Source organism: Microbacterium alcoholitolerans (assembly GCF_050408615.1).
GTDB lineage: Bacteria > Actinomycetota > Actinomycetes > Actinomycetales > Microbacteriaceae > Microbacterium.
In genome coordinates this window covers 2,182,096-2,194,409 of the sequence record NZ_JBNTKD010000001.1, presented here as the reverse complement: position 1 = coordinate 2,194,409, position 12,314 = coordinate 2,182,096, and the positions used below count along the sequence as shown (strand labels likewise).

The following is a 12,314-nucleotide window of genomic DNA, read 5'->3' as shown; positions in this document are numbered from 1 at the left end:
GGCGTCAGCCGGATCGCGTGGACGGGTTCGCTGTGCGCACCCCGGCCGCTGCCAGCATGGCGACGATCCGCTCGGCCAGGCAGGAGCCGGCGATCGAGGTGACCACTCGAGCGATCAGGGTGGGTACGAGGACGGCAGCCACGAGGTGCTCGGCGGACATCACCGGCAACGACATCAGGAACACCGCAGTGCCCACCGCCACGCCGATGAGCACGTGCCGCAAGGCGCGAGGAATCCGCTCGGTGAACGCGACCGTGAGGTCGAACGTGGCACCGGCCACCACCAGGGGAACGGCGATCAGCCAGCCGACGGCGGTGAGAGGCCCCGCGAGCAGCCCGGCCATGAGGCCCGCAAGCGTGGCGGTCCATCGCAGCGGGATCATGCGCCGTGCGGTGAACAGGAAGAGCGTCTGCAGGCCCGCGGCGCAGGCGTACAGAGGCGGCGACCACGCGGCGATCAGCGGCATGAACGGCGCGATCGCGATGATGGGCACGACCTGGATGGCGGCGAAGACCGCGATCTGCAGGTGCATCCGGGTCATGGAGGCGCGGGCGTCGTCGCGTCGTCTCGATGGCACCGTTCGATCCTAGTGACGGACCGTCGTGAGCGGCGCGCCGTCACCGTCCGTTCACGCGTCACGGCCAGACTTCGATCATGAGTGATGAGCGAGAGGTGCCCCGTCCCGAGGCGACTGCGAACAGCGGTGCCGTCGCGGTGATCGGGCTCGAGCTGCGCGGCGACACGCCGGCGCCGCGGAAGCAGGTCTATTCGTGGGCGCTGTGGGACTGGGCGACGCAGCCGTTCAACACGGTCATCCTGACCTTCATCTTCACCGCGCTGTACCTCACCACCGACGCCTTCCTCTCGCCTGAGCTGCAGGCGCTCGAGAAGACCGATCCGGTGAAGGAAGCCGCGATCGCCGAGCTCACCTCTGGTCTGGGCCTGGGGTCGACGATCGCCGCGCTGGCGATCCTCTTCCTCGCGCCGGTGCTGGGTCAGCAGGCCGACGCGGCCGGGCGGCAGAAGCTGTGGCTGGGCATCGGCACCGGTGCGCTGATCCTGTGCATGTTCGGCCTGTGGTTCGTCACGCCCGTGCCGTCGATGTTCTGGGTCGGCGTGGCGCTCATCTCTGCCGGCGCCGTGTTCGGCGAGATCGCCGCGGTCAACTCGAACGCGATGCTCATCGGCATCGCCAACCCGAAGAACATCGGCCGCATCTCGGGACTCGGCTGGGGCTTCGGCTACATCGGCGGCATCGTCGCCCTGGTGATCGTCGTCGTGCTCGACACCGCGGACTGGTTCGGCATGTCGACCGACAACGGATTGCCGTTCCGGCTGATCGCGGTCGGCTGCGCGGTGTGGGCGCTCATCTTCAGCATCCCGATCTTCCTGAACGTGCCCGAGCCCTCGCTGGGTCGTCCCGAGCGCAAGGTCGGGTTCTTCACGTCGTACAAACTGCTGGTGAAGGACGTCATCGGCCTGTACCGCAACGACGACACGCGCCCGACCTTCTGGTTCCTGCTCGCGAGCGCGGTGTTCCGCGACGGACTGGGCGGGGTGTTCGCGTTCGGCGCCGTGATCGCATCGGTCGTGTTCGGCTTCGAGTTCATGCAGCTGGTGATCTTCGGCATCGCCGCCAACCTCATCGCCGGTGTCTCGACGATCATCGCCGGTCGGTACGACGACCGGTTCGGTCCGAAGCGCATCATCCTACTGTCGCTGACGGCGATGGTCATCGCGGGTCTGTGCGTCTTCTTCCTCGCCGGCAACGGCACGATGGTGTTCTGGATCGGCGGGCTGATCCTCTGCGCGTTCGTCGGACCGGCACAGGCGGCCTCGCGCTCGTTCCTCGCCCGGCTCACACCGGCAGGGCGCGAAGGCGAGATCTTCGGCCTGTACGCGACGACCGGGCGCGCTGCGAGCTGGATGGCGTCGGGCGCATGGACGCTGCTGATCGTGACCACCCAGTCGACCACCTTCGGCATCCTGGGGATCATCCTGGTGCTGCTGATCGGCCTGCTCCTGCTGCTGCCCGTGCAGGAGCGACGGGTCGCCTGACGGGGGAACGATCCCTATCGTCAGTTCCGGGGCGAGATCGCGTTGGCGATCCAACGTGCCGTCGGCTCATCGATCACGAGGTCGGTGATCAAGCCGCCCTCCAGCGCGCCGCGCAGACCGAGCAGCTTCGCCCTCCCCGAGACGACGCAGACCCTTCGGGGCACCTTGCGCAGCTGCTTCAGCGGCAGTCCGGTCGAACGGGAGTTGATCGGGATGTTGTCATCTGTGCCGTCTGCACGGAAGAACACCGTGGCGATGTCGCCTACGACGCCCGCCTGCGCGAGGGTTGCGTAGTCCTCGTCGCTCACGAAGTCGGTGCGGTGCGCGCGGTCCGGAGAGCCTGTTTGCGGCGCGCCCAGCCCGAAGAGCGCGACGTCGACGTGCGACTGGAGCTGGATGTGGCGGCGCACACTGCGCTCTTTCCACATCGCGTTCCGGACTGCCGGATCATCGAAGAACTGCGGCACATGGAACGCGTGCGTCATCGCACCGAACGCCTCGGCGAACCGCTGCAAGATGATGCTCGGGTACTCGACGCCACCCTTCTGCATCCCACCCGAGCCGTTCAGCTGCACGATCTTGGAGTGGTTCGTCTCCTTCGGCTGCAGGTGCCTGCTCAGTGCCTCGATCGTCACACCCCACGCGACGCCCAGGCTCATGTTCGAGTCGAAGATGCCGCTCAGCACCCGACCGGCCGTCATCGCCACCCTCTCGAGGCGCTCCGTCTCATCGGCCAGGTTCGGCACCGGCACCACGTGCGACGTCACGCCGTAGCGCGATCGGATGAGGTGCTGGATCCGCTCGGCCTGGTCGCTGGGGAAGCGGATCTGGATGTCGACGAGGCCGTTCTCCTTCGCCTTGCCGATCATCCGCGACACCGTCGATCGTGAGGTCCCGAGTTCGCGGGCGATCGCATCCATGGTCATGTCCTGGATGTAGTACAGCTGGGCGGCCTTGAGCGTGCCCTTCAGCTCGGCCGGCACGTCACGGTCTGCACGCATGCCTGCATCCTAGCTGCACGTTCGCTCACGCGAGCGTCCAGACGTGCAACATGGTTCATTCTCGGCGTCATCGGCGGTCGAAGATGTCACTGATGAGGGCTGTTTGCACGTCCGCTCAACTGGCTTGCGACATTTCTTAGGCTCGGCCAGTCTGATCCCGTGCACCCCGAGCACGCCGCACACATCCACACCAAGCCGCAGATTCACTGCGCCGTCAACGGAGATGGAACACTCATGCTTTCCAAGAAATCCACTCGTCTCACCGCCGCCGCGTTCATGCTCACCGGCGGCCTCGCCCTTGCCTCCTGCTCGTCCGGCTCTGCCGCCGACGATTCCGGCGAATCGACGCACACGTTCTCCGTCGCATCGTTCCTGATCGACGAGACGCCGAACGCCGACATGGTCCACTGGTTCCTCGACACCGTCACCGAGAAGTCGGACGGGCGCATCACGTTCGACTACTTCGCGGCCGAGTCGCTGTGCCCCGCGGGCGAGATCGTCCAGTGCGTCACAGACGGTCGCGCCGACATGGGAATCGTTCCGCCGACCTACACCCCCGACAAGTTCCCGCTCCAGAACCTCGCGGCGCTGCCGTTCATGACGGACGACAACCAGGCGATGATGGCCGCGTTCCATCAGCTCGACGAGGGCAACCCGCAGTTCACCGCCGAGAGCAGCAACCTCGGCCTGCACAACCTCGGATACTGGTCTGCCGGCGCCTCCATCTTCGGCACCAAGACCGAGATCGCCGAGCCCGATGACTTCGACGGCCTGCGCGTGCGCGCCGTCGGCGACGGCCTGCTCTCGGCGCTCGAAGCGGTCGGCGCCTCGCCCGTCGCGCTGACGGCCGGCGAGATGTACGAAGGGGTCGAACGCGGCGTCATCGACGGGGTCGCCAACAACCTCGACGCGCCGATCTCGTACAAGCTCACGGAGGTCCTCGACAACTGGACCGACACCGGTTACGGCCACTACATCACGATCGGCATGTGGATGTCCCAGTCCGCATACGACTCGCTCCCCGCCGACCTGCAGAAGGTCGTCGATGAGGCCGAGGTCGCGCTGAACGACGGTCAGGGCATCTCGGTGTTCGCCGAGACCGCGGCGACGCAGTGCGATTACATGCTCGAGCAGGAGAACGTGACGCTCACCCGCTGGGACGACGACACGATCGACGAGTTCAAGGAACTCACCGGCGACACCGCGAAGAAGGCGTGGATCGAGACCGCCGGCGCCGCGGGCGTCGAGGATCCGGCTGCGGTGCTCGAGGCCTACGAGGCCGCGCTCACCGAGTTCTCCTCGGACCCGGCCGACCGCGTGGCTCCGCTGGCGGAGTGCGCCCAGCGCTTCGCAGACCGCTGATACGGAAGGCCTTGAACTGATGTCCCTTCTGGACGCGCTGTCACGCCGGATCTCCGGCGTGACAGCCATCATCGCAAGCCTGTGCACGTTCGCACTGGCGATCGTCATCACGACCGACGTGGTGAGCCGCATGGTGACCGGCCGCAGCCTGCCCGGCCTGGTCGAGGTCTCCGAGACTCTGCTGGTGATGCTGATCTTCCTCGGCATGGCCTTCGCCTCGTACACCGGCGGACAGATCGCGGTCGATCTCGTCACCGGAGCGCTCCCGAAGCGCGCCGCCGCATGGCTGCGCTCGATCGGCGACGCGATCACGCTCGCCATCCTCGTCTGGCTGGTCACCGCCACGTACACGCGCGCGCTCGACTCCTTCCTGGGTGGAGAGTTCAAGTTCGGTCTTGTGCACTGGCCGCTGTGGCCGGCCCGCGCCTCGATCGTCATCGGACTGCTGATCTGCATTCCGATCTATGCCCTGATCGCCTGGCGCGACATCTCCGAAGCCCTCGGGCGCCACGTCCCCGAGCAGCGCGCTCCGGAGACCACGGTCCAGATCTGACGAAAGACGATGATGTCTCTAGATACCTCACTGATCATCGCGATCACGCTTGTGTCACTGCTCGTCCTGCTGGCGATGCAGATGCCGGTGGCCTTCGCCCTCGCAGGTTCCGGTGCGCTGGGCCTGCTCCTGCTCCACAACTTCGGCTACGCCACGAACGTGCTCGGCTCCGTGCCCTTCAGCGCGTCGGCGAGCTTCACTCTCACGATGATCCCGATGTTCATCCTGATGGGGACACTCGCTGTGAAAGCACGTGTGGCGGAACACGTGTTCGCCATCGCGAACCGCACGTCGCGCAAGCTGCCAGGCGGTCTCGGCATCGCGACCGTGATGGCCTGCGCCGGCTTCGCCGCGGTCTCCGGCTCCACCGTGGCCACCGCGGCGACCATGTCGCGGATGGCTGTCGGAGAGATGCGCAAGTACGGATACCCCGCTCACTTCGCCACCGGGATCGTCGCAGTCGCCGGAACCCTCGGCGTCATGATCCCGCCGAGCATCATGCTCGTCCTCTATGCCGTGCTCGCCGGCGAGTCGCCCGCGCAGGTCATGGCCGGCGGCATCATCCCGGGTCTTCTCTCGGCCGCGTTCTACATCGCCTACATCGCGATCGTCGCCAAGCGCACCATCGTGCCCGCGGATGCGACCGTCGAAGCTGCCACCGCTGAGCTCGCCTCCGCACGGTCGTCGAAGCGCGGCGGCTCGGTTGCGGCGACCGGCACCGTGACGATCACCGCTCCGGCACAGACCGAGACGCGCACGGTGGGGCCCGTGAAGGCAGACAGCCTGCGCCACCTCCCCTGGCGCGGTCTGTTCCACATCGGGATTCTGTTCGTCATCGTGATGGGCGGTCTCTACAGCGGTCTGGTGACTCCGACCGAGTCCGCGGCCGTCGGTGCGCTCGCGGCGCTCGCGATCCTGATCATCGAGATGCGCAAGCTGGGACTGCGTCAGCTGTGGAGCCTCACGGTCGAAGCCCTCAAGGAGGCAGCCGTCACCACGACCAGCGTGTTCGCGATCGTCGTCGGCTCGACCGTTCTGTCGACGTTCTTCGTGGCATCCAGGGTTCCGTTCCTCCTGGCCGAATGGGTGACCTCGCTCGAAGTCGAGCCGTGGGTGGTCGTGGCCATCTTCCTCGTCATCCTCATCCCGATGGGAATGGCGCTGGAATCGATCTCGATCCTCGTGATCGCCGTCCCCCTGATGCACCCGATCGTGACCGGCCTCGGATTCGACGGAATCTGGTTCGCGATCCTCGTGGTCAAGCTCATCGAGATAGGGCTGGTCACACCGCCTGTCGGCATCAGCTGCTTCGTCGTCGCCGGCACCGCCGGTGTCTCGCCGCACCATGTGTTCCGCGGTGTGCTGCCGCTGATCCTCGTCGAGCTGCTGATCGTGGTCGTGCTGTTCGTGTTCCCGGATCTCATCACCTTCCTCCCATCACTCGTCGCAAAGTAGGTTTCCGATGTCTTCGCCCACTCCCACCAATCTGTCGTTCGACTTCACCGGTCAAACGGTGATCCACACCGGCTCCGCTCAGGGCATCGGCTACACCACGGCAGAGTTCTTCCTGGCGCATGGCGCGCGGGTCATCGCCGTCGACCTGCGCGCCGGCGATCTGACCGCGCTGGCGGCCGAGCACAAGACGCTCACCGTCATCGAAGGCGACGTCGCCGACCCCGAGACGGCTCGCAGTGCGGTGGAGGCGGCCGAAGGACAGGTCAGCGTCCTCGTGAACAACGCCGGGCTGCTGCGCGACCGGGTGCACTGGAAGCTGTCGGACGACGACTGGACCCGGGTGATCGACGTCCACCTCCGCGGGACGTTCAACTTCGTCCGCGAGGCATCGCCCGTGATGCGTGCGTCGGGTTACGGGCGCATCATCAACACGACCTCGTACGCGGGCATCCGAGGCAATTTCGGTCAGGTCAACTACTCCGCTGCGAAGGCGGGGATCATCGGCCTCACGAAGGCTGCCGCGAAGGAGCTCGCGCCCTTCGGGATCACCGTGAACGCCATCTCGCCCAACGCGCAGACCGCGATGATCGACTCGATCCCGGAGGCCCGGCGACTGGAGATCCAGAACGAGGTGCCCATGAAGCGATTCTCGACGACGGCCGAGGTGGTTCCCGCGATCGCCTTCCTCGCCTCGCAGGAGGCCGGGTACATCACCGGGAACGTCGTCCAAGTCGACGGCGGAATCTCGATCTAGACCTCATTCCCCGCAATCAGTTAGGAAGAACAAATGGAAGTCACCCTCGAACAGCTGCGCCGCAACGAGCCGATCGATCTCGGCGTCTCGGAGTGGTTCACCGTCGAGCAGGACCTGATCAACAAGTTCAGCGAGCTCACCACCGACGACCAGTGGATCCACGTCGACATCGAGCGCGCCACCGCCGGCCCGTTCGGTGCGCCGATCGCACACGGCTATCTCGTCGCGTCGCTCATCTCGCAGTTCCTCGACGAGCTGCTCGTCATCCCCGACCGCTCGCTCACCGTCAACTACGGCATCGATCGTCTGCGCTTCACCGGTCCGGTGCGCGCCGGTGACCGCATCCGGATGCACATGACGGTCGACGACGTGCGTGAGAAGGGCGACGGCCTGATCACCTCTCTCGGCATGCGCCTGGAGATCGAGGGCCGCGACAAGCCGGCCATCGTCGGAACCGCCCTGTTCCGCTTCAGCTGAAGGACCGACCGATGAACAAGCCGACCCCAGTGGAGACCGTGACGCTCACGCAGGATCTCACCCTGCCAGCGCTCCTGCAGCAGCGTGCCGAGTCGCACCCCGATCTCGCGTTCGCTCACGAGGTGAACGGGACATCCCGCACGTACCAGCAGATGCACGAGGCGTCACTCGCCTTCGCCGCGTACTTCGCCGAGAAGGGCGTCGAGCGCGAGGAGATCGTGGCGACGTTCATGCCCGCCACCCTCGAGGCGCTCGAACTGTGGGTCGGCTTGTCTTGGCTCGGCGCCATCGAGGCGGCGCTGAACACCGCCTACCGGCACCAGCTGCTCGCCGACGTCGTGAACGACACCCGAGCGTCGACCATCGTCACGACAACGGAGTTCCTGCCGCACCTCGTCGAGGCGGCGGGAAGTCTCGTCCATGTCGCGGTGGTGCACGTCCTCGACGTCGACGATCAGTCGGCGCTGCCGAAGGTGGACGGGTGGGCTGTGACGGCCGCAGCGCACGCCCGGTCGACTCCGCCGGCGCGGAAGCACACCCGACCGGAGATGCATGAGAGCTCGTGCATTCTGTACACCTCGGGCACGACCGGCCCGTCGAAGGGCGTTCTGCTGCCCTGGGCGCAGATGCTCGAGAGCGGCCGAACGATCATCCCGACCCACGCGATGACCAGCGATGACATCTTCTATTGCCCCTACGCACCGTGCCACATCACGGGCAAAGCGTATTTCTACAGCATGCTGCTGGTGGGCGGCGGCTATGTGGTCAAGCGCAAGTTCAGCACGAGCGAGTTCTGGCCGGACATCCGCGCGTTCGGATGCACGACCACGCTGCTCCAGGGCGCCATGGCGCACTTCCTGCTCAACCGCCCGGCCCGCGATGACGACGCGGAGAATCCGCTCACGCAGGTCATCGTCGCACCCGTCATCCAGGAGGTGGACGAGCTCGAGCGCCGCTTCGGGATGAAGGTCGGGACGGTCTACAACATGACCGAGCTGAGCTGCCCGCTCGTCTCGGAGGGGTGGAACCAGGACGGCCCGGGCAGTTGCGGCATCGCCCGCGACGGCGTCGAAGTCCGCGTCGCGGACGAACTCGACCGGGAGCTTCCGGTCGGCGAGGTCGGCGAGCTGCTCGTGCGCCACCGTGACCCGTGGACTCTGACGACCGGCTATCTCGGGCGTCCGGAGGCGACGGTCTCGGCGATGCGGAACAACTGGTTCCACACCGGCGACGCGTTCTATCGCACCGAGGACGGCAGGTACTTCTTCGTCGATCGCATCAAGGACTCCATCCGCAGGCGCGGCGAGAACATCTCGTCCAGCGAGGTCGAGCGCGAGGTGCGCAAGTTCCCCGGCGTGAAGGAGTGCGCGGCGATCGCGGCCCCGTCCGAGTTCGGCGAAGACGACGTGCGCATCGCCGTCGTTCCGGAGGACGTCGCGGTCGTCTCACCGGCTGAGCTGTACAACTTCCTCGTCTCGCGTCTGGCCGCGTACATGCTTCCGCGCTACATCGACGTGATCGATTCGATCCCGAAGACCGAGACGCAGAAGATTCAGAAGAACCTCCTTCGGGCGCTTCCCATCGGGGATGCCACGTGGGAGGCGCCCGACCCGCGAGCGCTGGCGTGAACCTGCCCGACACCTGGCCCGGGTTCGCCGACTCGCTGATGCGCGCCAAGGCGCACACCGGTCTCGACGACTCGGTGACATTCCGGCTGGTCGACGAGTCGGATGCCCGAGCCGTCGTCGTCACGGGACACTTCGCGTTCCTCGGAGGATCGATGGGCGTGGCGCACGGCGACACGGTGCTGCGCGCCCTCGACACCGCCGCAGAGCACGAGTGCGCGATCGTCTTCGTCACGAGCTCCGGTGGCGCGCGCACGCAGGAAGGATTCGACGCCCTCATCCAGATGCCTCGGATCATCGCGGCCATGCGCCGGGTGCGGCAACGCGGCCTGCCAGTCATCTCGGTGTTCCGGCACCCGACGACCGGAGGCGTCCACGCCTCATACGGCGCGGCAGCGGATGTGATCGTCGCCGAAGCCGGCGCCACCGTCGGCTTCGCCGGACCGCGCGTGCTCGAGGCCTTCACGAGTGTCACCGTCGATCCGCGCCGCAGCCACACCGCTGAGGCGTACTTCGACCACGGTCTCGTCGACGAGGTCGTTCCCGTCGGGGACGGGCTCGCGGCAGCACTCGCCTGGGTTCGGCGTCTCGCGCCAGGGTCCTTCACGGAAGCCTCGGCGCGGCGCGAGACGACGGCGACCGACGCAGTCACGACTCCTGACACGACTCTGACCGGTTGGGCTGCAGTCGAGCGGGCACGCGCTCCGATGCGCCCATCCGCCCGCCGAGTCGCATCCTTCCTGCTCACCGACCTTCGTGAGACGCGGGGCGACCGCACCGGCATCGACGACCCGGTCGTGCTCGCGGGCTTCGGTCGATTCGCGGGCATCCCCGTCACCGTGATCGGCACTGACCGAGAGGCCGCCGGGCCCAGCGGCACGGTCGGCGCACCGCACGCATCCGGCTTCCGCAAGGCCGCGCGCGTCGTGAGGCTGGCGGCACGGCTCAACCTCCCGGTGCTCAGCATCGTGGACACACGGGGCGCGGATGCCACTCCCGGTTCCGACAACGCCGGGCTCACCGCCGCGGTGAGCGAGCTGATGCAGGCGCTGCTCGACTGCTCCACGCCGACGCTCTGCGCGGTGACCGGCGAAGGCGGGTCGGGCGGCGCCGTCGCGTTCGCCTCCACCGACGTTCTCGTCATGCAGGATGACAGCATCTTCGAGGTGATCGCCCCAGAGGGAGCCGCGGCCATCCTCTACCGCGACGCCAAGCGTGCCGATGCCGCCGCCGCCCAGATGGAGCTGGATGCACCCTCGCTGCACCATCGCGGTTTCGCCGACGCCGTCACCCCGGGTCCGACCACAGCGGGGGTGTTCCCCAGCCTCGCGCTCCTGCGTGCCGAGCTGCGCGTCCAGCTCGGTGAGCTCCTCCCGCTGGACGCGGGTGCGCTGCAAGACCGCCGTCAGGACAGATACGCCTGAGTACAGGAGAACCATGAACCAGCGCATCAACGAGCCGGCCGAGCTGGGCGCGCTGCTCGGACTTCGAGAGACGTCGCCGACGCGAAGCGGAGAACGCGTGTGGAGCATCCAGCGCGGCCCTGTACCGACGCAGGAAACCGTGCCGAGCCCGCGGGGAACCGTGCCGAGCCCGCGGGGAACCGTGCTGCTGATCGCAGGTCTCGGGATGCATCGCATCGAGTGGTCCGCCGAACTCATCCGAGAACTGCAGCGCGGCGGCTACGAGACGATCACCGTCGACAATCACGACGCGGGACTCTCGCACCTGCGCCTTGCGCACGACGCGTACTCGCTCGCTGACATCGCCCGCGACCTCGTGGATCTGCTGGACGTCCTCGGGCTGGAGCGCGTGCATGTGGTCGGCATCTCGATGGGCGGCATGATCGCGCAGCATGTCGCCATGGCTGCACCGGAGCGCACGGCCTCGCTGACCTCGCTCGCCTCCACAACGGGACGACGCGGAGTCGGCAGGCCCGCTCAGCACGTGAAGTGGATCTTCAAGACGCCGCTGCCGACCGATCACGACCCCTATCTCGAGTATGTCCGCGACCATCATGTCGCGATCACGACCGACTCCAGTCGTGATGTCGATCGCGCGTCGTGGCTCGGCGAGCAGGTCTGGCAGCGTGGGCTGAACGCCGACGGGTATGCACGCCAGCTCGCAGCGATCGGCGCCGACGGCGACCGCACAGAGCGACTCCGCGCGATCACGGTGCCCACGCTCGTCATGCATGGCGACGATGACCCGATGATCGACATCTCGGGTGGACAGGACACGGCGGATGCCATTCCGAGCAGCCGATTCGTCGTGGTGCCGGGTATGGGCCACGTCGTCACGTGGCATCACGCAGCAACCGTGGCCTCCCACCTGATGGAGCATTTCGCCGCTTCAGGAGCAGACCGCCGCGCGACCTGACGGGCGCTCCTCCAAGATTCTGGTACGGAGCGCACTCGTGTACTGAACGAGTTCCGTCAGCTACCCTCGTGCGGTGCTCGCGTTCGGAGCCCGGCATCACGTCGGTCGCATTCGGCTTCGAGTTCATGCAGCTGATGATCTTCGGTATCGTCCGCCGCCAAGCTCATCGCCAACGCCTCGACAACCACGACCGGCCGGTACGACGACCGGTTCAGCCCGAAACACATCGTCCTGTTATCGCTGACCGCGATGGTGACCTCAGGCCTCGCCGTCTTTCCTCCAGACAACGGCACGATGGTGTTCTGGATCGGCGGGATGCTCCTGTGCGCGTTCGTCGGACCGGCGCAGGCGACATCCCGCTCGTTGCTCACAGGGCGCGGCGCAAAGCCGAGATCTTCGGCGTGCACGCGACGACCGGGCGCGCGACGAGCTAGTCGGCGACTCTCGTCGACGCCGCGCTCAGCGTGCTGGCTAAGCGCGGCGTGACACCACTCTCAGTTCCCCACGCTCTCCCGACGAATTTGCAATAGCAGAGCCGCCGCACCAGCCATCCCTGGAACACGCTCGGTCGGAATGGACTTCTGCTCCCTCGATATCCCGCAGATGACTCGCCCCGCGTGATCGAGCTCAATACCGATCCGATGGAGTCC

The 12,314-nt window shown here is 66.8% G+C and carries 12 protein-coding genes; 9 read left to right on the top strand and 3 right to left on the bottom strand.

The features are described 5' to 3' along the window. Positions 1-4: 4 nt before the first annotated feature. Entirely contained in the window at positions 5-577 is a 573-nt protein-coding gene (locus ACQUSX_RS10515; RefSeq protein ID WP_428906877.1) for a hypothetical protein, read from the bottom strand. A gap of 77 nt (positions 578-654) precedes the next feature. On the opposite strand from ACQUSX_RS10515, the gene ACQUSX_RS10510 reads away from it, so the two are divergent. Beyond that, positions 655-2,058 (top strand): MFS transporter, encoded by a 1,404-nt coding sequence (locus ACQUSX_RS10510; protein WP_428906876.1) that lies wholly within the window; start codon positions 655-657, stop codon positions 2,056-2,058. 20 nt (positions 2,059-2,078) lie between these two features. On the opposite strand, the gene ACQUSX_RS10505 is transcribed toward ACQUSX_RS10510, so the two are convergent. Further along, positions 2,079-3,059, bottom strand: coding sequence for a sugar-binding transcriptional regulator (locus ACQUSX_RS10505; protein WP_428906875.1), 981 nt, complete (start codon positions 3,057-3,059; stop codon positions 2,079-2,081). A 234-nt stretch (positions 3,060-3,293) separates the two neighbouring features. On the opposite strand from ACQUSX_RS10505, the gene ACQUSX_RS10500 reads away from it, so the two are divergent. The 8 genes from ACQUSX_RS10500 to ACQUSX_RS10465 are packed head-to-tail and all read left to right on the top strand — an operon-like array spanning position 3,294 to position 11,664. After that, positions 3,294-4,421, top strand: coding sequence for a TRAP transporter substrate-binding protein (locus tag ACQUSX_RS10500; protein ID WP_428906874.1), 1,128 nt, complete (start codon positions 3,294-3,296; stop codon positions 4,419-4,421). Positions 4,422-4,440: 19 nt separating this feature from the next. Then, complete coding sequence (locus ACQUSX_RS10495; protein WP_428906873.1) at positions 4,441-4,974, top strand: TRAP transporter small permease; 534 nt, start codon at positions 4,441-4,443, stop codon at positions 4,972-4,974. Between the two features lie 9 nt (positions 4,975-4,983). Then, positions 4,984-6,429 carry a TRAP transporter large permease gene (locus ACQUSX_RS10490; RefSeq protein ID WP_428906872.1) on the top strand — a complete coding sequence of 482 codons (1,446 nt, stop codon included), beginning with the start codon at positions 4,984-4,986 and terminating at the stop codon, positions 6,427-6,429. A 7-nt stretch (positions 6,430-6,436) separates the two neighbouring features. Beyond that, a complete protein-coding gene (locus ACQUSX_RS10485) occupies positions 6,437-7,183 on the top strand; it encodes an SDR family oxidoreductase (RefSeq protein WP_428906871.1) in 747 nt (248 codons plus the stop codon). 33 nt (positions 7,184-7,216) lie between these two features. Continuing rightward, complete coding sequence (locus ACQUSX_RS10480) at positions 7,217-7,660, top strand: MaoC family dehydratase (protein WP_428906870.1); 444 nt, start codon at positions 7,217-7,219, stop codon at positions 7,658-7,660. Between the two features lie 11 nt (positions 7,661-7,671). Further along, a complete protein-coding gene (locus ACQUSX_RS10475; RefSeq protein ID WP_428906869.1) occupies positions 7,672-9,288 on the top strand; it encodes an AMP-binding protein in 1,617 nt (538 codons plus the stop codon). After that, on the top strand, positions 9,285-10,709 hold the full coding sequence (locus ACQUSX_RS10470) for a carboxyl transferase domain-containing protein (protein WP_428929968.1): 1,425 nt from the start codon (positions 9,285-9,287) through the stop codon (positions 10,707-10,709). Before ACQUSX_RS10475 ends, ACQUSX_RS10470 begins: the two co-directional genes overlap by 4 nt. Before the next feature lie 13 nt (positions 10,710-10,722). Then, complete coding sequence (locus ACQUSX_RS10465; RefSeq protein WP_428906867.1) at positions 10,723-11,664, top strand: alpha/beta fold hydrolase; 942 nt, start codon at positions 10,723-10,725, stop codon at positions 11,662-11,664. Positions 11,665-11,720: 56 nt separating this feature from the next. Here the strand turns inward: ACQUSX_RS10465 and ACQUSX_RS10460 are convergent, their stop codons facing one another. Then, positions 11,721-12,071 (bottom strand): hypothetical protein, encoded by a 351-nt coding sequence (locus tag ACQUSX_RS10460; protein WP_428906866.1) that lies wholly within the window; start codon positions 12,069-12,071, stop codon positions 11,721-11,723. Positions 12,072-12,314: the final 243 nt, after the last annotated feature.

Bases quoted from the DNA above. Each gene is read 5' to 3' on its own strand.
- ACQUSX_RS10465 (WP_428906867.1), top strand. From the start codon at position 10,723: ATGAACCAGCGCATCAACGAGCCGGCCGAGCTGGGCGCGCTGCTCGGA.
- ACQUSX_RS10475 (WP_428906869.1), top strand. From the start codon at position 7,672: ATGAACAAGCCGACCCCAGTGGAGACCGTGACGCTCACGCAGGATCTC.
- ACQUSX_RS10505 (WP_428906875.1), bottom strand. From the start codon at position 3,059: ATGCGTGCAGACCGTGACGTGCCGGCCGAGCTGAAGGGCACGCTCAAG.
- ACQUSX_RS10500 (WP_428906874.1), top strand. From the start codon at position 3,294: ATGCTTTCCAAGAAATCCACTCGTCTCACCGCCGCCGCGTTCATGCTC.
- ACQUSX_RS10480 (WP_428906870.1), top strand. From the start codon at position 7,217: ATGGAAGTCACCCTCGAACAGCTGCGCCGCAACGAGCCGATCGATCTC.
- ACQUSX_RS10485 (WP_428906871.1), top strand. From the start codon at position 6,437: ATGTCTTCGCCCACTCCCACCAATCTGTCGTTCGACTTCACCGGTCAA.
- ACQUSX_RS10495 (WP_428906873.1), top strand. From the start codon at position 4,441: ATGTCCCTTCTGGACGCGCTGTCACGCCGGATCTCCGGCGTGACAGCC.
- ACQUSX_RS10510 (WP_428906876.1), top strand. From the start codon at position 655: ATGAGTGATGAGCGAGAGGTGCCCCGTCCCGAGGCGACTGCGAACAGC.
- ACQUSX_RS10490 (WP_428906872.1), top strand. From the start codon at position 4,984: ATGATGTCTCTAGATACCTCACTGATCATCGCGATCACGCTTGTGTCA.